The organism is Sedimentitalea arenosa (genome assembly GCF_016428585.1).
GTDB classification, from domain to species: Bacteria; Pseudomonadota; Alphaproteobacteria; order Rhodobacterales; family Rhodobacteraceae; genus Sedimentitalea; species Sedimentitalea arenosa.
The window spans coordinates 49628-67971 of the sequence record NZ_JAELVR010000011.1; the positions used below are offsets into that span (position 1 = coordinate 49628).

Genomic DNA, 18344 nt, shown 5'->3' on the forward strand with positions numbered 1-18344 from the left:
TTACCGGTGGTCGGTCGCGAGGCGGCGTTCCAGCCACTGCGAATACTGCGAGATGCCGTAGCAGACGACAAAGAACAGGAGTGCCGCGAACATGAAGAGTTCCCAGTAGACGCCGTTCCATTCCGTCGATGCGAGGATCGGGCCGCGGATCATGCCGACGAGGTCGAACATCGAGATGACCGAGACCAGTGTGGTGTCCTTGAAGAGGCCCACGGCGACGTTGACGATGCCCGGGATCGAGATTTTGAGCGCCTGCGGCAGGATGATCAGCCGCATCGCCTGCGGATAATCGAGCCCGAGGGAATCCGCCGCTTCGTACTGCCCCTTGGGCAGCGCAGCCAGACCGCCCCGGATCACCTCGGCGATATAGGCCGAGCTGAACATGGTGATCATGATGATGACGCGCAGGATCAGGTCGATCGAGGCCTCGGGCGGGAAGAAATAGGCCAGAACCACGGACGCAACGAAGAGCAGCGTGATGAGGGGAACGCCCCGAACGAATTCGATGAAGACGACGCAGACCAACTTGATCAGCGGCATCGAGGATTGCCGCCCCAGCGCCAAGGCGATGCCGATCGGCAGAGACAGCGAGACGCAGATCACCCCCAGCATCATGTTGAGCATGAAGCCGCCCATGTCGCGGCTGGGCACCGCTGCCATGGCGGGGTTCTCCGCGGCCAGCAGTGGCGTGATGTATCCCGCGAGGGTCCAGATCAGGAAGGCCGCGGCAATGCCGCCAAAGAAGCCCTTGGCGAAACTCTGTGTCACGAAGCGCGCATAGGTCAGATAGCCGCCCGCGAAGCCGAGCAGCGCAAAGATCGGCACCCAGATCGTGCCCCCCCAGATCAGGTAATAGGCGATGAACGGATAGAGCGCAGTGAAGATCAGCAGCTTGCGCGGCAGGTCGAAGAACAGCACCGGCGCGGCGGCAAAGAATAGCAGAACGAAGGCCAGCGTCGGCCGCCAGTAAAGCTCGGACGGATAGGTGAAGCCGAACAGAAGCTGGTGCCAGCGCTCCGTCAGGACCGAGAAACAGGCCCCGGTGGCGCCTTGCAGGATCTCGCGGCACTCTGCCAAGCTGTCGGTGTTCCAGATCCCGTTCACGATCCAGGGCAGGATCGCCGACAGCACGACGTAGATGGCATAGAGCGCCACCAGCGTCAGGATCGTGTTCGGTACGTTGGCGAACAGGTTTTCGCGGATCCACTTGACGGGGCCGGTCGCCTGGAAGGGCGGCGGCGCCGAGGGCACCGGCTCGGTGCGGACGAAGGCAACGGATTCGGCATGTGTATCGGACATGTCTCAGCGCTCCTTCAGCTTGGTGGCGTTGTTGTAGACATTCATCACCGCCGAGATCGACAAGGAGATCGCGAGGTAGAACAGCATCAGCAGAAGCACGCACTCGATGGCGCGACCGGTCTGGTTCAGCGTGATGCCCCCGAGCGTCGCTGTGACGTCGGCATAGCCGACCGCGATGGCGAGCGAGGAGTTCTTGGTAATGTTCAGGTAATGCGAGATGAGCGGCGGGATGATGACCCGCAGCGCCTGCGGCAGCACCACGAGGTTCATCACGCGGCGTGGGCGCAGACCGAGCGCCGAGGCGGCCTCGGTCTGTCCCTTGGACACTGACAGGATGCCGGCTCGGACGTTCTCGGCGATGAAGGCGCCGGTATAGATCGCCAGCGCGAACCAGAGCGCGATCAACGGGCCGCCGACCTTGATGCCGCCGGAGAAGTTGAAGCCCTTGAGCTCGGGGATATCCAGCCCGATCGGCTGGCCAAGTGCGAAGAATACGACCAGCGTCGGCACGAAAAGCAACGCCAGGCTGGGCCACAGGACCGGCAGCAGCTTTCCCGTGTCATAGAGAAGTTTCGTCGCGTAGCGGCGATAGGCGAAGATGCCGACGATGGATGCGAGGAAGGTGACCGCCACGATGCCTGATCCCGGACCCCAGACCGGCGCCGGCACGTAGATGCCGCGGTTGGTGAAAGCGACCGAGTCGAGGAACATGCTCGAACTGGGGTTCTCTCCGCGGAACGCGCTTGGTGCAGGCAGCACGGCGGTCATGATCGTGAAGATGATGATGATCCAGATCAGAACCGGGATGTTGCGAAAGATCTCGACGTAGAACGACATGAGCTTGCGCACCAGCCAGTTGTTGGACAGGCGCAGCACGCCGGCGATCACGCCGAACACCGTCGCCGTCACGCAGGCCAGAAAGGCGACAAGCAACGTGTTCAGGATACCGACAAGGGCCGCGCGGGCGTTGGTCGACTGGCTGTCATATTCGATCAGTCGCTGGTTGATGTCATACCCGGCCGGACTCCACAGGAAGTCGAACGAGATGTTGAGGCCGGCGGCCCGCAGGTTGCTGACCAGATTGTTGCCCAGATAGGCGAAGGCCACGATCAGCAGGAACAGCGCAATCGCCTGGAAGGTCAGCGAGCGATAACGCGTGTCGTTCAACAGCATGGATAGCCGGAACGAACCCTGTTGAGGGTCGGAAATGGATGTCATCTGGCAGTTCCCCGTTATCCCGGCCGGAGTTTTTATTATGCAGCCGAATGGCTGGTGGCCAGGGTTTGGTACGTCACAGTATGGTCGTTACGACATGTGCAAGGGGCGCAGACTTTCATCTGCGCCCCGAGGCTTTCCCGTCTTAGCGGAACGGCGGCGAGTAGAGCAGGCCACCGTTGGTCCACTGCGCGTTCAGACCGCGCGCAAGACCGATCGGGGTCGACTCGCCAATGTTGCGGGCGAAGATCTCGCCGTAGTTGCCGCCGGCGCTAATGGCGTTGTTGGCCCAGTCGGCCGAGAGGCCCAGCATCTCGCCCAGCGTGCCCTCGGTACCGAGGATACGGTTGACTTCGGGGTTGTTGGTCCCTTGTGCCAGTTCGGCGATGTTGGCCGAGGTGATGCCGTACTCTTCGGCCGCGATCAGGGCGTTCAGGGTCCAGCGGGCCACGTCACCCCAGTCGTTGTCACCATGACGGACGAGCGGGCCGAGCGGCTCTTTCGAGATGATCTCGGGCAGCAGGGCGTGTGCGGACGGATCCTCGAAGGTGGCGCGGGTCGCGGCAAGGCCCGACGCGTCTGTCGTATAGACGTCGCATGCGCCCGCAAGGTACTGTTGCTGCGCTTCGGCGTTGGTTTCGATCGGAACCGGCTCATAGCTGATGTTGTTGGCGCGGAAGAAATCCGCGAGGTTCAGCTCGGTCGTGGTGCCGGTCTGGATGCAGACCGTCGCGCCGTCCAGTTCCTTGGCCGAGCTGACACCGAGCGCCTTGGGCACCATGAAGCCCTGACCGTCATAGTAGTTGACGCCAACGAAGTCGAACTTGAGGTCGACGTCACGGCTGAACGTCCAGGTGGTGTTGCGGGCCAGCAGGTCGATTTCGCCGGATGCAAGCGCGGTGAAGCGGGTCTTGCCGGTGGTCGGCACGAACTCGACAGCGGTCGGATCACCGAGGACGGCGGCGGCGACTGCGCGGCACACGTCGACGTCGAAGCCCTTCCACTCCCCGTTCGCATCCGGAGCGGCAAAGCCGGCGAGGCCTGTTGTGACGCCGCAGTTCAGCTTGCCGCGGGCCTTGACGTCATCCAGCGTGCCAGCCGCTGCTGCGGTCGCAGCGATGCCGGCCACGGTAAGTGCGCCAAAAAATACGGATTTCTTCATTTTTACCTCTTCCTGATTTTCCGCCACGGAGCTGGGCGGTTTTACCGGCACGATCCGCACCGGATTGTACACCGAAAAAGGGGTGCTCCCCTTCAGTGAACGCAAGTGTGGGCGGATTCATCAACAAACGTCAAGGCTCTGATCAAACAATTCAATATGCCCCCGCCGCTTGACGATGGGTCAGCCCGGGGATGATGCACCGAGCCGGCGATCAGGCCAGATCGAAGAACCGCTTGGCGTGTAGAAAGGCGTCGCGCTTGATCCCGGCCATCGCCTGCGCCTCGTCATCGGCACCCCATTGTTCTTCCTGCCAAAGCTCGTCGAGCCGGGACAGGGTCCATATCTCGTCCGCCGTGCGCCAGTCGCGCGCAGCGGCGAAGCCGAGCACCAGCGAGCCGGACAGGCTGACGAGATCGTGAAACGCCGCGAGATGGAACGGATCCAGCGCGTGGACCTGGGCCGACAGGCACTCGAGGGCCTCGGGATCCTGGGGAACGTGCAACACACCGGTGTGCGTTTCCAACCTCACGCCCAGGGCCTCGCGCGCCCAGGCGAGCGCCGGATTCCAGAGTTCGGCCTGCCGCGCCACCAGTTCCGAAGGCTGATCGGCGCGATAGCACAGGAGGTCGCAATCGCCGTAGGCGGCGAGCATGTCGGCCACCTCGGCGTGCTGAATGCGGACCTTGTCGATGGCGGCATTGGCCGAGCGGGTGACCGGCATCGACAGTGGGTTCACCACGCCCTCCTGTGCCTCCCATTCGGCGGCTGCGGCCTCGGCCATCGCGCGGGTCGGCAGGATCAGCCCCGCCTTTGCCGGGGTCTTGACGCGCCGCCCGTCCAGTTCGATGGCAAAGCCGTCATCTGTTTCGACCGCCGTCGCATCCGTCCAGAAGCGTTTCTGTTTCCACTCGCTCATGCCGTCTCTTCCCAGATCTCGTCGATGGCACCGGGCAGGTCATCGAACCGGTCGATCACGCGGCGGGCCGCTGTCAGCGCGGTGGGTGCGTGATAGCCCCAGCTGACGCCGATGCCGGTAACGCGCGCGGCGCGTGCCATGTCCATGTCATATGTGGTGTCGCCGATCATCACCGCGTCATTCGCGTCGACCCCGGTTTCCGCCAGCGCCGTGAGGAGCATCGAGGGATGCGGCTTGGAGGGATGATGGTCGGCCACCTGCCGCGTGACGAAGGTGTGCTCCATCCCGAGGGCTTCGAGCAGGGCATCAAGCCCCCGCTGCGACTTGCCCGTGGCGACCCCGAGCAAAAGGTCGTCGCGGGCGGCGAGCCGGTCGAGCTGCGCCCGTGCACCCGGATAGAGCAGAGGTGCGGCCGTGGCCGCAAGCCGTTGGGCGTGAAAGGCGTCCTTGTATCCGGCGACAAGCCGTGCCTGCATCGCGGCCGGCTGATCGGGCACCAGCCGCGCCATCGCGTGATCCAGCGAGAGCCCGACGATGCCCAGAATGGCCGCGCGGTCGGGGGCCGGCAGGTCGCAGGCCGCGAAGGCCTCGGCCATGGCGCCCAGAATGCTGGCCTGGCTGTCCACCAGCGTGCCGTCGACATCGAAGATGACCAGTCGTAGACGGTCCGTCATTGCAGGCCTTCGAAGGGATCGTCGGCAGCCAGGTCCTCGGTCCAGCCAAAGGTCTCCCAGCTCTCCTGCATGTGCGGAGGCAAAGGGGCGGTTACCGTCAAGGGCTTTTGCGTCACCGGGTGCTGCACGGTCAGGCTGCGCGCATGCAGGTGGAGTTTCTTGCTGATGATGCCGCCCAACTGGGCGCCCCAGCCATCGCCCAGATTGTCCTGGCCCGACCCGCCATATTTGCCGTCGCCGACGATCGGGTGGCCGATCCCGGCCATGTGCGCACGCAACTGATGAGTCCGCCCGGTGACCGGCTCCATCGCGACCCAGGCCGCGCGCCCGGCGACACGGTAGAGCGTGGCATAGAAGGTGTGCGCCCTTTTGGCGCCGGGCGTGTCGTCGATATCGGCGGGGTGCACGAGGTTCATCTTCTCGCCCTCGCCATCCTTGCCATGCCCCGGCGCCTTGACCAGCCCGGTCTTGATCTCGCCGAGATAGGGCGTCGGCACGCCCGCGACGAGCGCCCAGTAGATCTTGCGCGTGCCACGGTGGCGGAAGGCCGCGGTCAGCGCTTTGGCTGCCGCGCGAGTGCGGGCCAACAGCAGCACGCCCGACGTGTCCTTGTCGAGGCGGTGCACGAGGCGCGGTTTCTCGTCCAGATCGAACATCAGCGCGGCGGCGAGCCCGTCCACGTGGCGCGTCTGGCCGCTGCCGCCCTGCACGGCAAGGCCGGCGGGTTTGTTCAGTGCGATGATCTGGTCATCCTTGTAGATCACGCAATCGCGGATCATCTTCGCGTCAGCCTGCGAGATGCGGTCGGGCGGCGGCGGCGGGCTGTGGTCGCTTTCTGGCAAAGGTGGCACACGCACCACCTGCCCCGCCATCACGCGGGTCGAGGCCTTGACCCGCCCGCCATCGACACGCAGTTCGCCCTTGCGGCACATCTTCTCGATGCGGCCCTGGCTGACATGCGGAAACAGACGGCGCAGCCAGCGATCGATGCGCTGATCGGTATCGGCCTCTTCGACCGTGATGCTTTGAACGCCACTCATGCGAACACCCCCCGCGCTGCCACCAGCCCCAGCGCCAGCGCACCGACCGAAAGCCCGACAGACAGGATGACATAAAGCGCCGCCTGCGCCGCGTCGCCGCGTTCGACCAGGGTCATCGTCTCCAGCGAGAAGGCCGAAAACGTCGTGAACCCGCCCAAAAGCCCGGTCATAACGAAGGGGCTGAGATGGGTCAGGCCGCGATGCGCGGCCGCCACAACGAAGACCCCCATCAGGAACGACCCGATGACGTTCACGGTGAGGATGCCGGTGGGGAACTCCTGCGGGCCGAACAGCCGCAGCAGCCCGACGCCGGTCAGATAGCGCAGGGACGCGCCGATTGCGCCACCCAGCGCGACAAGGGAAAGGGTTGAAACCATGCGCGGTCTGTCGCGCCTGCGGGGCGGCTTGTCAAGTTTGCCGCTGCGACCGCAGTTTTGCAAAATAGTCCAGCCGCTTTTTCAACTCGCGCTCGAACCCGCGTTCGACCGGCTGATAGAGCACCGGGCGCTTCACGTCGTCGGGGAAGTAGTTCTGGCCGGAAAAGCCGTCCTCGGAATCGTGGTCATAGGCATAGTCGGCCCCATAGCCCTGTTCCTTCATCAACCCGGTCGGGGCGTTCAGGATATGCTTGGGCGGCGGCGTGCTGCCGGTCTGTTTGGCCAGTCGCATCGCCGCCTTGTAGCCGGCATATGCGGCGTTGGATTTCGGCGCCAGCGCGAGGTAGGTGACCGCCTGCGCAAGAGCGAGCTCGCCCTCGGGGCTGCCAAGCCGCTCGTAGACCTCCCAGGCGTGCAGGCAATGGGCCTGCGCCTGCGGATCGGCCAGCCCGATATCCTCGACCGCCATGCGGGTGATGCGGCGGGCGAGGTAGCGCGGGTCTTCGCCGCCTGCCAGCATCCGCGCCAGCCAGTAGAGCGCGGCGTCGGGGTCGGAGCCGCGCACCGATTTGTGCAGCGCCGAAATCAGGTTGTAATGCTCGTCGCCGCTCTTGTCGTATTTTGCGGCCCGTCGCATCAGTCGCTTGCCCAATGCCTCGGGATCGAGCGGGGCATCGGTTTTCCAGGCCGCGACCTGTTCGATCAGGTTCAGTAGTGCGCGGCCGTCGCCGTCGGCCATCTCGTGCAGCGCATCGCGCCCTGCCCCCGTCAGCGGCAGCTTTCGACCCAGTTCGCGTTCGGCGCGCTGGGTCAGCAGCTCCAGGTCCTTCGGTGCCAGCCGTTCCAGCACCAGAACCTGCGCCCGGCTGAGGAGCGCGGCGTTCAGCTCGAAACTTGGGTTCTCCGTGGTGGCCCCCACCAGAAGGATCGTGCCGTCCTCCATATGCGGCAGAAAGCCGTCCTGCTGGGCCTTGTTGAAGCGGTGGATCTCGTCGACGAAGAGCAGGGTGCCCTGTCCGTTCTGCCGCCGGATTCGCGCCGCCTCGAACACCTTCTTCAGGTCCGGAACGCCGGTGAAAATGGCACTGATCTGAACGAAATGCAGGTCGGTCGCATCCGCCAGAAGCCGCGCGATGGTGGTCTTGCCGACACCGGGCGGCCCCCAGAGGATCAGTGAGCCGAGACTGCCCGCCGCCAGCATCGCGCCCAGCGGCGCGTCGGGCCCGAGCACCTGGTCCTGACCGATCACCTCGTCCAGCGATTTCGGGCGCAACCGGTCCGCGAGCGGGCGGTTGCGGGCCGGCTCCTCGCCGCCCTTCGCGCCGCTGTCGAACAGGTCGGCCATCGCTCAGAGCCGGAAGCGCAGGCTGAGCCGCTGGCCGCGGCGCAGCAGGTCGAGCCGCAGGCTGCGTCCGGGCCGCGTGAGCGCGCGCACCACGTCGGCGCTGCGGGTCATCGTGTCACCGTTGATCTGCTGGATCACGTCGCCCGTCTGAACCCCGACCCGGCGGCCGAGCGGGCCGGGATCGGTGACGATCACGCCCTCGGTGGCGAGCGGCAGGCCGAAACGCGCGATCACCGCGGGGTTGGCCCGCGCAACGATCAGTTCGGGCACCACGGTGCCCTGGCCGAGCCGTGTTTCCTCGGCCGGTGGCTCGTCCGGCGCGGCGATCATGGCGACCTCGCTTTCGGCCTCTTCGGCGTCGCGCATCCAGGTGACGCGGGCGGCGTTATCGATGCCCGCCACGGTCATGCGGAAGATCATCTCCTGCGGCGAATTCACCGGCTGCCCGTCGACATGGGTGATGACATCCCCCACGCCCATGCCGGCCTTGGCGAAAGGGCTGGCCGGGTGCAGGTCGGATATCACGATGCCGTCAGGCACCGAGAGGCCGAGCGACTCGGCCAGATCGGAGTTGACCGGCTGGCCCGACATGCCTGCCCAGGGCCGCTCGAACAACTCGCGGCCTTCGCGCGCCTGCTTGACGAATTCGGCCACGAGGTTGGCGGGGATGGCGAACCCGATGCCGTTCGAGCCACCCGAGCGGCTGAGGATCGAGGTGTTGATGCCGACCAGCGCACCGTTCACATCGATCAGCGCACCGCCGGAATTGCCCGGGTTGATCGCCGCGTCGGTCTGAATGAAATAGCCGCGCGCCTGCCCCGTCGCCGCCCCCGACCGCGCCAGGCCCGAGACGATGCCGCTGGTCACGGTCTGCCCGATGCCGAACGGGTTTCCGATGGCGAGCACCAGTTCGCCGACCTGGACCTGATCGGAATTGCGCAAGGACAGAAACGGCAGGTCCTCGGCCCCTTCGAGCTGCAGGATCGCAAGGTCCGCTTCCTCGTCCCCCAGCAATACGCGGGCGTTGTATTCGCGTCGATCGGTCAGGACGACGTTGATCTCGGTCGCGGTGCCGACCACGTGATAATTGGACACGACAATACCGTCCGGAGACAGGATGACGCCTGACCCGAGCGAGTTCTGGACCCGCGGCTGCGGTGTGCCGAAACCGCGAAAGAAATCCTCGAAGAAGGGATCGTTCATGAAGGGCGTGCGCTGCGCCTGGATGACCCGGCGGGCATAGATGTTGACCACGGCGGGTGCGGCTTCCTGCACGAGGGGAACGAAGCTGAGCGCGATCTCGGCCTGACTCTGCGGCACGCGGGTTTCTGCCGAAAGCGGCGAAGCCAGCAGGAGCGCGACGAGATACAGACGAATGAGCATGGAAATCCTCCGGGATTGGCCCTGATTGGCGCGGCGCCGCGCAGAATGCAAGCGGCAGGGGGCAAGTGCAAGCGGCGGAACTTTCACCTGCCCCGCCCGTTGAGGTGGTACATCCAAGCAAAGGAGATCGAGATGGCGGAACGTCAACGCTCCACCGATGGAGTCCGTGAAACCCGAGAGTATCTGGACGGGGACCAGACACCCGCGCAGCAAGGCCGTTCCGGCGGCAACCTCGAACGTGCAGTCGGGACCCGCGACCTGCTGAAACGTGCCGAACAGGACCGACCGGGCGCGACCCGCGTGCGCGGGTCCGACCGGCGCTCGCAGGGAGACGCGTCATGAGCAAGGCGAAATTGACACGGGACACATGGGTCGTGGTAACCGACAGCGAGAAGGCGCTGTTCCTGCGCAACCTGACCGATCATGCTGATCCGAACCTCGAGATCATCGGGTCCGAAACACAGGACAACCCGTCGGACCAAGCCCAATCGGCCAACCGGCCGGGACGCAAGCAGGACACCGGTCCGGGGCAGAAATCGGCAATGGAGGATACCGACTGGCACCAGTTGGCCAAGGAACGGTTTGCCGCTGATCTGTCTGATATCCTTTACAAAAAAGCTTATGCGGGCGAATTTGACCGGGTCGTTCTGGTCGCTTCGCCGGAGGTTCTGGGCAACCTGCGGCAGGACATGCACAAGGAAGTTCTGGCGCGCGTCGTGGCCGAAGTACCGAAAACACTCACCAATCACACCGTGCGCGACATCGAGAAACTGGTGAAACAGGAGCTGGACGCCGCTTGAGGCACGGCAGACGTCAACCGGACAACGCAAAAACGGCGCCGCGAGGATATCGCGGCGCCGTTTGTCCTGGCGTCGATGCGCGCGCTTGCGAGGATCAGTCCTCGGCGGCCTCGGCCGCTTCGAGGCGGGCCTTGTCGGCGGCGCCCTTGGCGTCGCGGTCGCGGTCGACGAATTCGATGATCGCCATCGGCGCCATGTCGCCATAGCGGAATCCGGCTTTCAAAACACGGACATAGCCGCCCTGACGGTCCTTGTAGCGCGGGCCGAGAACGTCGAACAGCTTGGCGACGTCCTTCTCTTCCTTCAGCTTGGACGCGGCCTGGCGGCGGGCGTGCAGGTCACCGCGCTTGGCGAGCGTGATCAGCTTTTCGATGATCGGGCGCAGTTCCTTGGCCTTGGGCAGGGTGGTCTTGATCTGTTCGTGTTCGATCAGCGAACCGGCCATGTTGGAAAACAGGGCCTTGCGGTGTTCATGTGTCCGGTTGAGCCGGCGGTATCCACGTGCGTGACGCATTTTTCTATCTCCTTATGCCCTCTACGGGCGGTTTTGCTTTGTCCGGTTCCCGATGCGTGTCAGGAACTCTCCTTGGGGCGAGATCGCCCGAAAATGCGGTGTGCAGGGCGTACATACGCCGTGCATACCGCGTGCATACGAGGGTACGCCCTTAGAACGCGTCCTCGAATTTCTTGGCGAGATCCTCGATGTTGTCGGGCGGCCAGTCCTCGACATCCATGCCGAGATGCAGGCCCATTCCGGACAGCACTTCCTTGATCTCGTTGAGCGACTTGCGGCCGAAGTTCGGGGTGCGGAGCATCTCGGCTTCGGTCTTCTGGATCAGGTCGCCGATATAGACGATGTTGTCGTTCTTCAGGCAGTTCGCGGACCGCACCGACAGTTCCAGTTCGTCCACCTTCTTGAGCAGAAGCGGGTTGAACTCGAGACCGTCATCGTCGTCCTGGCGGCCAGCGGCCTCGGGCTCGTCGAAGTTGACGAAGATCGACAGCTGGTCCTGCAGGATGCGCGCGGCGAAGGCCACGGCGTCATCCGGCGTCAGCGAACCGTCGGTGTCGATCTTCATGGTCAGCTTGTCATAGTCCAGCACCTGGCCTTCGCGGGTCGGCTGCACGTCGTAGGAGACGCGCTTGACCGGCGAGTAGATCGCATCGATCGGGATCAGGCCGATGGGCGCGTCCTCGGGCTTGTTCTTTTCGGCCGAGACGTAGCCCTTGCCGGTGTTCACGGTGAGTTCCATGAACAGGTCGGCGCCGTCGTCGAGGTGGCAGATCACGTGGTCGCGGTTGAGGATCTCGATGCCCGAGCTTTCGCTGATGTCACCTGCGGTGACGACCGCAGGACCCTTTGCGTGGATCGACAGCCGCTTGGGGCCTTCGACATCCATGCGCAGGCTGACGCCCTTGAGGTTCAGGATGATGTCGGTCACGTCCTCGCGCACACCGGCGACCGAGGAGAATTCATGCAGCACGTTGTCGATCTGCACGCTGGTGATGGCGGCGCCTTGCAGGCTGCTCATCAGGATGCGGCGCAGCGCGTTGCCCAGCGTCAGGCCGAAGCCGCGCTCGAGCGGTTCGGCGACGACGGTCGCCTGACGGGCCGGGTCGTTGCCCGGCTTGACGTCAAGCTGGGTCGGCTTGATCAGCTCTGCCCAATTCTTGTGGATCATGTGTCCCTCCATTCCTGCCCGCATCCATGTCCGAGAAAATGCGTGCGCCCGAGGTTTCAGAATGACGTAGTGGGGCCGCGCGAAATGGCGCAGCCCCAGCAATGGTAAGTCGGATCAGACGCGGCGGCGCTTTGGCGGGCGGCAGCCGTTATGTGCCATCGGCGTCACGTCGCGGATCGACGTGATGTTGAAGCCGACAGCGGCCAGGGCGCGCAATGCGCTCTCGCGGCCGGAGCCGGGGCCCTGCACTTCGACTTCGAGCGTCTTGACGCCGTGTTCCTGGGCCTTCTTGCCGGCATCTTCGGCGGCCATCTGCGCGGCATAGGGGGTCGACTTGCGCGATCCCTTGAAGCCCATGGTGCCGGCGGAGGACCACGCGATCGCGTTGCCCTGCACGTCCGAGATTAGGATCTTGGTGTTGTTGAAGGAGCTGTTCACATGCGCCACACCGGCGGCGATGTTCTTGCGGACCTTCTTCTTCGCTACGCGCTTTTCACGTGCCATGATGTCAGCCCTCCCTTATTTCTTCTTGCCGGCAATGGCCTTTGCGGGGCCTTTGCGGGTGCGAGCGTTGGTGTGGGTGCGCTGACCGCGAACCGGCAGGTTGCGGCGGTGACGCAGGCCGCGGTAGCAGCCGAGGTCCATCAGGCGCTTGATGTTCATCTGGGTTTCACGGCGCAGGTCGCCTTCGACGCTCAGGTTGGCGTCGATGAACTCGCGGATCTGCAGCACTTCGCTGTCGCTGAGTTCGTTGACCCGGCGGGACTGGTCGATACCGACCGCGTCGCAGATCGACTTGGCGGTCGCGTTGCCGATTCCGGTGATGTAGGTGAGAGCGATGGGAACCCGCTTGGCAGTCGGGATATTAACGCCGGCAATACGTGCCACGTGTCACTTTCCTTTTCGTTGCGGACCCGTGATCCCAGGTCCTTTTTTCACAACGCCCGACCGTGGCAGTGTCGCCAGTGGGTCCGACATTTTCGAGGTGGTCATGCGGCAGGAGCGAATCCTGCACATGCAAATGATTCCCTTCCGGGATGGGGGTGGTTATGGCGGTTTGCCGGTGACGTCAAGCCCTTGCGGCGCAGCCCGACCGGATCGTCGGGGAAACAGCCGGCCCTGAAGGAATCCGCCGATGATTTCGGTGAGCTCCGCATGCACCTCCGCCCGGTCGCGGGTGCCGTGATCGGCGCTGATGTTGTCATCCCCGGCAAGCGCGATCACCGCCCAGCCGAGCGGGCTGCATTCCGCGAGAAAAGCGAAATGATAGGTGTCGGGAAGGCTGACATAGCGCACCTGCGCACCGGTCGCCGCCAGCGTGTCGGCGCGCATGCCGGGGGCGATGCTGTCGGGGGCGCCCAGGTTCACGAGCAGCGCCGAGTTGGTCAGGCCGCCCAACCCGCCGGGCTTGACCGCCAGCGGCAGAGCCGGATCGACGGCGACCGTGGCGTTTCACGACGCGGTCACTCCGTCAGTCGAGAACCGCCGCGATCGCGTTCTGGACCTCGGCGATCTCGCCCAGGCCGTTCACCGTCGAAAGCTTGCCCTTGGCATGGTAGTAGCCCAACAGCGGCGACGTCTTCTTGTAGTATTCCATCAGACGCGTGCGCAGCGACTCTTCGTTGTCGTCGGCGCGGCGCTTGAACTCGGTGCCGCCGCAGGCGGTGCACTTGCCATCGGCGGGGATCGGTTTGGTCAGGTCGTTATAGACCTCGCCGCAGGCGCCGCAGGTCGAGCGGGCGGTGATGCGCTGCACCAGCTCGTCGTCGTCGACCTCCATCGCGATCACGGCGTCGAGCGTCTGGCCGGTGCTGGCGAGCAGGTCGTCGAGCGCGTCGGCCTGGGCCAACGTCCGGGGGAACCCGTCGAAGATGAAGCCGCCCGGCGCGCCCTGTTCGAGCTTCTCGCGGATCAGGCCGATCACGATCTCGTCGGTGACGAGCTCGCCGCGGGCCATGACTTCGGCGACGCGCTTGCCCATCTCGGTGCCGCTGTCCTTGGCCTCGCGCAGCATGTCTCCGGTGGAGAGCTGCACCATGCCGCGGGAGTCGACGAGGTGACGGGCCTGCGTGCCCTTGCCGGCGCCCGGCGGTCCCAGCAGGATCAGGTTCATCGGCGCGCCGGGGTCCGCTTGCCCCGCTTCTTGCCGGACTTGCCGCGCAGTTGGGATTTCTCGATCAGGCCCTCGTACTGGTGCGCCAGGAGGTGGCTCTGGGCCTGCTGGATCGTGTCCATCGTGACGCTCACGACGATCAGCACCGAGGTGCCGCCGAAATAGAACGGGATGGCAAACTGGCCGCGCAGGATCTCGGGCAGCAGGCAGACCAGCGCCAGGTAGCCGGAGCCGAGTACGAGCACGCGGTTGACCACGTATTCGAGGTATTCCGCCGTCTTCTTGCCGGGACGGATGCCCGGGATGAAGCCGTTCTGGTTCTTCAGGTTGTCGGCCACGTCATCGGGTTTGAACGCCACGTTGAAAGTGTAGAAATAGGCGAAGAACACGATCATCGTGGTGAAGAACAGCAGGTAGAGCGGCTGTCCGGGGCCGAAATTGGCCAGCAGCCACGACATCACCGGGCCCGACGTGGTGCCCTGGCTGAAGGTCGAGATGGTGACCGGCAGGAGCAGCAGCGAGGAGGCGAAGATCGCGGGGATGACGCCGGCCGGGTTGACCTTGACCGGCAGGTGGCTGGAGCCGCCGTCATAGACCTTCATGCCGACCTGGCGGCGCGGATACTGGATGTGGATCTTCCTCAGAGCGCGTTCCATGAACACGACGAAGGTGATGGTGACGATCACCATGAGGATGACGCCCACGATCACCGCCGGGCTGACGGCGCCGGAGCGTCCGCTCGCGAAGAACTGCGCCAGCGCGGCGGGCACTTCGGCGATGATGCCGACGAAGATGATGAGGCTGATGCCGTTGCCGATGCCGCGCGCGGTGATCTGCTCACCCAGCCACATCAGGAACATGGTGCCGCCGACCAGCGTGATCATGCAGGCGATGCGGAAGAACATGCCCGGATCGGTGGCGAGATCGCCCGCCTCGAGCGACACCGCGAGCCCGTAGGCCTGCACCGTGGCCAGCGCCACCGTGCCGTAGCGGGTGTACTGGTTGATCTTCTTGCGGCCCTGCTCGCCCTCTTTCTTGAGCTGTTCGAGCGAGGGCACCATCGAGGTCAGCAGCTGCACGATGATCGAGGCGCTGATATAGGGCATGATGCCCAGCGCGAAGATCCCCATCCGGCCCAGCGCGCCGCCGGTGAACATGCTGACCATGCCGCCGATGCCCTGGCCCGCCTGCTCCATGAATTCGCGCAGGGCGGCGCCGTCGATGCCCGGAACCGGGATGAATGTGCCGAGGCGATAGACGATGAGAAGGCCGAGGGTGAACAGGATGCGATTGCGCAGGTCGGTCGCCTTGCCAAGCGCCGACCAGCTGGTGTTCGCGGCCATCTGTTCTGCTGCTGATACCATGAATGGGGTCTCTTTCATGCGAGCACCGCCCGAAACCGTTTTCCGGCTCGGGCGGCGTCATGGGAAAACTGAGGGTTATGTAAGCGGCCTGCACGCCGCTCACAACCCGCTTATTCTGCTGCGGTCGCGGTTGTGACCGTCAGTGCGCCGCCCGCTTTCTCGACCGCCTCGACGGCCGACTTGGAGGCGCCGGTGACTTCCAGCGTGATCTTGCTGGTGACATCGCCCTTGGCGAGCACGCGCACGCCATCGAGCTTGCGGCGCACCAGACCGGAGGCGACGAGCGCGTCCTCGGTGATCGGCTGGCCCGCGTCGAGCTTGCCGCCGTCGATGAATTTCTGGATCAGCCCCAGGTTCACGACCGCAAAGGACTTGCGGTTGGGCTTGTTGAAGCCACGCTTGGGCAGGCGCTGGTAGAGCGGCATCTGGCCGCCTTCGTAGCCATTGATCGCAACGCCCGAACGGGATTTCTGACCCTTGATGCCGCGCCCGGCGGTCTTGCCGGTGCCGGACCCCGGACCGCGGCCGACCCGCTTGCGTTTCTTGGTGGCGCCTTCGTTGTCGCGCAGTTCATGCAGTTTCATGTCGCTTCTCCTTTGGCCGGATGCGGCCCCCAGCGACGGGAGCGGCCGAACGCGGCGTTTCATACGGTGAGTCGTGCGGACCCGTCAGGTCCACCGGGGGCGTATAGGCGAGGATGGGCGGCGGTTCAAGCGGGGATGTGGACCGGAGCGGGCGGCAGATCGCGCCCGTCCGTCCGAAGGTCGGCGGGCGCGATCCCTGCCACAAGCGACCCGGACGGTCGGGAGCCACGCAACCCGGGCCGGGGCAGCCACGCCGGCTTTGGACCGCCTTGACGCAGGCGGGCCAGACGCCCGGCATGGACGTTCAAGCAGAATGGCCCGGTGCCGCCTGTCAGGATTGCGGGGCAGCGCCGGGCGGATCAGTCCGGCCTAGTGCCCCTGCGGCCAGACGAAATCGGGGCGCAGGGCCTCGTGCACGGGCTTGCCGTCGTCGGGGCGCGGGACGCCGGTCGCCGGGTCGTAGAAGGCGTGGTAGGTCGTGTCGGGGAAGGAGGGATCGTATCCCATGAGGTTGGGTACGATCACCCTGATGCGGTTCTGCTTGTCGTCGAGCATGATCGGGGTGCCGCAGTCCGCACATGTGCAGAGTTCGAGCGGGCCGTCCGGGTTGTTGGCGTTGAACGGCTGGCGGTTCAGCTTCTCGGGGTGGTCCACCTCGAGATCATCATGCCTGAAGAAGGCGACATGGGTCGTGGGCTGGCCCGTCACGCTCTTGCAGACGGAGCAATGGCAGGTGTGGTTGTCGATCGGGTCGTGATCGGCGTGCGTGTGCACATGGTCACAACCTCCGGAAAAGCTGTGTGACATGACGTCCTCCCGTTCTTGATTGGTGTCGGCGGCGGTGCCGACCATGGCATTAGGGCCGATCCGGACCCGTCTGCCAAGCTAGACATGGGTCTGTGTTGCAGGCGGTGGCGGGCGCGGCAGAGTCGCGCTCTGGTGCGGAACAGGTCTGGACGCCTGACCTAGTCGCGCCTAGTCTCGCGGCAGGGAGGACCTTCAGACATGGCGACCGGCAGCAATATCCGCACCTATTTCAACGGCACCTGGCATGATGGCGACGTGCCGATCATGTCGGCGGCCGATCACGGCGCCTGGCTGGGCAGCGGGGTGTTCGACGGGGCGCGCAGCGTCGACGGCATGACCCCCGACCTCGACAAGCATTGCGCGCGGGTCAACCGCTCGGCCGAGGCGCTGATGGTGACGCCGACGGTCAGCACCGAGGACATGGTCGCGCTGGTGCATGAGGGGCTGGCGGCCTATCCCAAGGATGCCGCCATCTACATCCGCCCGATGTACTGGGGCATCGACGGCGACATGACCGCGATTGTGCCGAATGCGGACAAGACCGGCTTCGCGATCTGCCTCGAGGAGATTCCGCTGGCGCCGCCGACCGCCAGCGCGACGCTGACACGCACCCGGTTCCGCCGCCCGGTGCTGGAGGATGCGGTGGTCAACGCCAAGGCCGGCTGTCTCTATCCCAACAACGCGCGGATGCTGGTCGAGGCGCGCCGCAAGGGATTCAGCAACGCGCTGGTCGCGGATGCGATGGGCAACGTGGCCGAGACCGCCACCGCCAACATCTTCATGGTGAAGGATGGCGAGGTCTTCACCCCGATTCCCAACGGCACCTTTCTGGCCGGGATCACCCGCGCGCGTCACATCGCCAACCTCGAGGCGGACGGGACCGCGGTGCACGAGACCGTGCTGAGCTTCGAGGATTTCGCCGGTGCGGACGAGGTGTTCATGTCGGGCAACATGTCAAAGATCACCCCGGTCACCGCGTTCGACGACACGCAATACCAGGTCGGCCCGGTCACCCGGCGGCTGCGCGAGATGTACTGGGACTGGGCCGCCAGCGACGCCGCGCGCTAAGCGATTGCCAGCGGACCCGGGCTGCGGCAAGATCGCGGCGAAACGGGGGTGGAGCCGATATGCGCAAGTTTCTGGTCGTTCTGGACGACAGCCGCGAATGTCTGAACGCGATGCGGTTCGCCGCGATGCGCGCGGCCAAGACCGGCGGCGGGGTCGCGATCCTGTCGGTGATCCCGCCGGACGAGTTCAACCACTGGATCGGCGTCGGCGAGGTGATGCGCGAGGAGGCGCGGGAGCGGATCCACGCGCATTTCGAGGTCTTCGCCAAGTGGATGCGCGACAAGCAGGGTGTCGATCCCGAGCTGGTGATCCGCGAGGGCGAGGCGGTGCCCGAGATTATCGCGCAGATCAAGGAAGACCCCGATATCGGCGTGCTGGTGCTGGGCGCCGGCACCGACAACAAGGGGCCCGGGCCGCTGGTGACGCAGCTCAGCCGGTCCGCCGGGTCGCTGCCGATCCCGATCACCATCGTGCCGGGCGACCTGAGCAAGGAAAAGCTGGAAGCGATCACCTGA

The 18344-nt window shown here is 65.1% G+C and carries 22 protein-coding genes; 4 read left to right on the top strand and 18 right to left on the bottom strand.

What is annotated here, in order from left to right; all coding sequences use genetic code 11:
- The 9 genes from JF290_RS15645 to JF290_RS15685 all read right to left on the bottom strand — a co-directional run bounded on the left by JF290_RS15645 (position 1) and on the right by JF290_RS15685 (position 9411).
- Positions 1-1299, bottom strand: coding sequence for an amino acid ABC transporter permease (locus JF290_RS15645; RefSeq protein ID WP_199025833.1), 1299 nt, complete (start codon positions 1297-1299; stop codon positions 1-3).
- 3 nt (positions 1300-1302) lie between these two features.
- On the bottom strand, positions 1303-2517 hold the full coding sequence (locus tag JF290_RS15650; protein WP_199025834.1) for an amino acid ABC transporter permease: 1215 nt from the start codon (positions 2515-2517) through the stop codon (positions 1303-1305).
- A gap of 142 nt (positions 2518-2659) precedes the next feature.
- The gene (locus tag JF290_RS15655; RefSeq protein WP_199025835.1) at positions 2660-3676 is read right to left on the bottom strand and encodes an amino acid ABC transporter substrate-binding protein; all 1017 of its coding nucleotides are present in this window, start codon (positions 3674-3676) and stop codon (positions 2660-2662) included.
- 211 nt (positions 3677-3887) lie between these two features.
- Positions 3888-4592 carry an ATP12 family chaperone protein gene (locus JF290_RS15660; RefSeq protein WP_199025836.1) on the bottom strand — a complete coding sequence of 235 codons (705 nt, stop codon included), beginning with the start codon at positions 4590-4592 and terminating at the stop codon, positions 3888-3890.
- Complete coding sequence (locus JF290_RS15665; protein WP_199025837.1) at positions 4589-5266, bottom strand: HAD-IA family hydrolase; 678 nt, start codon at positions 5264-5266, stop codon at positions 4589-4591. Before JF290_RS15665 ends, JF290_RS15660 begins: the two co-directional genes overlap by 4 nt.
- Positions 5263-6306 (bottom strand): RluA family pseudouridine synthase, encoded by a 1044-nt coding sequence (locus JF290_RS15670; RefSeq protein WP_199025838.1) that lies wholly within the window; start codon positions 6304-6306, stop codon positions 5263-5265. Before JF290_RS15670 ends, JF290_RS15665 begins: the two co-directional genes overlap by 4 nt.
- Entirely contained in the window at positions 6303-6683 is a 381-nt protein-coding gene (gene crcB / locus JF290_RS15675) for a fluoride efflux transporter CrcB (RefSeq protein ID WP_199025839.1), read from the bottom strand. The genes JF290_RS15670 and crcB overlap by 4 nt, the downstream gene beginning before the upstream one ends.
- 31 nt (positions 6684-6714) lie before the next feature.
- Positions 6715-8028, bottom strand: a complete 1314-nt coding sequence (locus JF290_RS15680; protein ID WP_199025840.1) for a replication-associated recombination protein A — start codon at positions 8026-8028, stop codon at positions 6715-6717.
- Positions 8029-8031: 3 nt separating this feature from the next.
- A complete protein-coding gene (locus JF290_RS15685; RefSeq protein WP_199025841.1) occupies positions 8032-9411 on the bottom strand; it encodes a trypsin-like peptidase domain-containing protein in 1380 nt (459 codons plus the stop codon).
- 132 nt (positions 9412-9543) lie between these two features.
- Between JF290_RS15685 and JF290_RS15690 the strand changes: the two genes are divergently transcribed.
- Positions 9544-9753: a hypothetical protein gene (locus JF290_RS15690; RefSeq protein WP_199025842.1), complete on the top strand. Its 210-nt coding sequence runs from the start codon at positions 9544-9546 to the stop codon at positions 9751-9753.
- A complete protein-coding gene (locus tag JF290_RS15695) occupies positions 9750-10211 on the top strand; it encodes a host attachment family protein (protein ID WP_199025843.1) in 462 nt (153 codons plus the stop codon). Before JF290_RS15690 ends, JF290_RS15695 begins: the two co-directional genes overlap by 4 nt.
- A gap of 94 nt (positions 10212-10305) precedes the next feature.
- On the opposite strand, the gene rplQ is transcribed toward JF290_RS15695, so the two are convergent.
- The 9 genes from rplQ to JF290_RS15740 form a co-directional block, all read right to left on the bottom strand.
- Positions 10306-10725: a 50S ribosomal protein L17 gene (gene rplQ, locus JF290_RS15700; RefSeq protein ID WP_199025844.1), complete on the bottom strand. Its 420-nt coding sequence runs from the start codon at positions 10723-10725 to the stop codon at positions 10306-10308.
- 151 nt (positions 10726-10876) lie between these two features.
- Positions 10877-11893, bottom strand: a complete 1017-nt coding sequence (locus tag JF290_RS15705; RefSeq protein ID WP_199025845.1) for a DNA-directed RNA polymerase subunit alpha — start codon at positions 11891-11893, stop codon at positions 10877-10879.
- A gap of 114 nt (positions 11894-12007) precedes the next feature.
- On the bottom strand, positions 12008-12397 hold the full coding sequence (gene rpsK / locus JF290_RS15710; protein ID WP_199025846.1) for a 30S ribosomal protein S11: 390 nt from the start codon (positions 12395-12397) through the stop codon (positions 12008-12010).
- A gap of 15 nt (positions 12398-12412) precedes the next feature.
- Positions 12413-12781: a 30S ribosomal protein S13 gene (gene rpsM, locus JF290_RS15715; RefSeq protein ID WP_199025847.1), complete on the bottom strand. Its 369-nt coding sequence runs from the start codon at positions 12779-12781 to the stop codon at positions 12413-12415.
- 159 nt (positions 12782-12940) lie between these two features.
- Entirely contained in the window at positions 12941-13291 is a 351-nt protein-coding gene (locus JF290_RS15720) for an alpha/beta hydrolase (protein WP_199025848.1), read from the bottom strand.
- 73 nt (positions 13292-13364) lie between these two features.
- Positions 13365-14006 carry an adenylate kinase gene (locus JF290_RS15725; protein ID WP_199025849.1) on the bottom strand — a complete coding sequence of 214 codons (642 nt, stop codon included), beginning with the start codon at positions 14004-14006 and terminating at the stop codon, positions 13365-13367.
- On the bottom strand, positions 14003-15370 hold the full coding sequence (secY, locus tag JF290_RS15730) for a preprotein translocase subunit SecY (protein WP_199025850.1): 1368 nt from the start codon (positions 15368-15370) through the stop codon (positions 14003-14005). Before secY ends, JF290_RS15725 begins: the two co-directional genes overlap by 4 nt.
- Positions 15371-15480: 110 nt before the next feature.
- Complete coding sequence (gene rplO, locus JF290_RS15735; RefSeq protein WP_199025851.1) at positions 15481-15954, bottom strand: 50S ribosomal protein L15; 474 nt, start codon at positions 15952-15954, stop codon at positions 15481-15483.
- Between the two features lie 369 nt (positions 15955-16323).
- The gene (locus JF290_RS15740; RefSeq protein ID WP_199025852.1) at positions 16324-16761 is read right to left on the bottom strand and encodes a GFA family protein; all 438 of its coding nucleotides are present in this window, start codon (positions 16759-16761) and stop codon (positions 16324-16326) included.
- A 198-nt stretch (positions 16762-16959) separates the two neighbouring features.
- On the opposite strand from JF290_RS15740, the gene JF290_RS15745 reads away from it, so the two are divergent.
- Together JF290_RS15745 and JF290_RS15750 are read left to right on the top strand one after the other, a co-directional pair.
- Positions 16960-17829 (top strand): branched-chain amino acid aminotransferase, encoded by an 870-nt coding sequence (locus JF290_RS15745; RefSeq protein WP_199025853.1) that lies wholly within the window; start codon positions 16960-16962, stop codon positions 17827-17829.
- 59 nt (positions 17830-17888) lie between these two features.
- Positions 17889-18344, top strand: coding sequence for a universal stress protein (locus JF290_RS15750; RefSeq protein WP_199025854.1), 456 nt, complete (start codon positions 17889-17891; stop codon positions 18342-18344).

What these genes read in the sequence shown, in the direction of transcription:
- JF290_RS15645 (WP_199025833.1), bottom strand. Translation starts at nt 1,299, where the DNA reads ATGTCCGATACACATGCCGAATCCGTTGCCTTCGTCCGCACCGAGCCG.
- JF290_RS15650 (WP_199025834.1), bottom strand. Translation starts at nt 2,517, where the DNA reads ATGACATCCATTTCCGACCCTCAACAGGGTTCGTTCCGGCTATCCATG.
- JF290_RS15655 (WP_199025835.1), bottom strand. Translation starts at nt 3,676, where the DNA reads ATGAAGAAATCCGTATTTTTTGGCGCACTTACCGTGGCCGGCATCGCT.
- JF290_RS15660 (WP_199025836.1), bottom strand. Translation starts at nt 4,592, where the DNA reads ATGAGCGAGTGGAAACAGAAACGCTTCTGGACGGATGCGACGGCGGTC.
- JF290_RS15665 (WP_199025837.1), bottom strand. Translation starts at nt 5,266, where the DNA reads ATGACGGACCGTCTACGACTGGTCATCTTCGATGTCGACGGCACGCTG.
- JF290_RS15670 (WP_199025838.1), bottom strand. Translation starts at nt 6,306, where the DNA reads ATGAGTGGCGTTCAAAGCATCACGGTCGAAGAGGCCGATACCGATCAG.
- crcB (WP_199025839.1), bottom strand. Translation starts at nt 6,683, where the DNA reads ATGGTTTCAACCCTTTCCCTTGTCGCGCTGGGTGGCGCAATCGGCGCG.
- JF290_RS15680 (WP_199025840.1), bottom strand. Translation starts at nt 8,028, where the DNA reads ATGGCCGACCTGTTCGACAGCGGCGCGAAGGGCGGCGAGGAGCCGGCC.
- JF290_RS15685 (WP_199025841.1), bottom strand. Translation starts at nt 9,411, where the DNA reads ATGCTCATTCGTCTGTATCTCGTCGCGCTCCTGCTGGCTTCGCCGCTT.
- JF290_RS15690 (WP_199025842.1), top strand. Translation starts at nt 9,544, where the DNA reads ATGGCGGAACGTCAACGCTCCACCGATGGAGTCCGTGAAACCCGAGAG.
- JF290_RS15695 (WP_199025843.1), top strand. Translation starts at nt 9,750, where the DNA reads ATGAGCAAGGCGAAATTGACACGGGACACATGGGTCGTGGTAACCGAC.
- rplQ (WP_199025844.1), bottom strand. Translation starts at nt 10,725, where the DNA reads ATGCGTCACGCACGTGGATACCGCCGGCTCAACCGGACACATGAACAC.
- JF290_RS15705 (WP_199025845.1), bottom strand. Translation starts at nt 11,893, where the DNA reads ATGATCCACAAGAATTGGGCAGAGCTGATCAAGCCGACCCAGCTTGAC.
- rpsK (WP_199025846.1), bottom strand. Translation starts at nt 12,397, where the DNA reads ATGGCACGTGAAAAGCGCGTAGCGAAGAAGAAGGTCCGCAAGAACATC.
- JF290_RS15725 (WP_199025849.1), bottom strand. Translation starts at nt 14,006, where the DNA reads ATGAACCTGATCCTGCTGGGACCGCCGGGCGCCGGCAAGGGCACGCAG.
- secY (WP_199025850.1), bottom strand. Translation starts at nt 15,370, where the DNA reads ATGGTATCAGCAGCAGAACAGATGGCCGCGAACACCAGCTGGTCGGCG.
- rplO (WP_199025851.1), bottom strand. Translation starts at nt 15,954, where the DNA reads ATGAAACTGCATGAACTGCGCGACAACGAAGGCGCCACCAAGAAACGC.
- JF290_RS15740 (WP_199025852.1), bottom strand. Translation starts at nt 16,761, where the DNA reads ATGTCACACAGCTTTTCCGGAGGTTGTGACCATGTGCACACGCACGCC.
- JF290_RS15745 (WP_199025853.1), top strand. Translation starts at nt 16,960, where the DNA reads ATGGCGACCGGCAGCAATATCCGCACCTATTTCAACGGCACCTGGCAT.
- JF290_RS15750 (WP_199025854.1), top strand. Translation starts at nt 17,889, where the DNA reads ATGCGCAAGTTTCTGGTCGTTCTGGACGACAGCCGCGAATGTCTGAAC.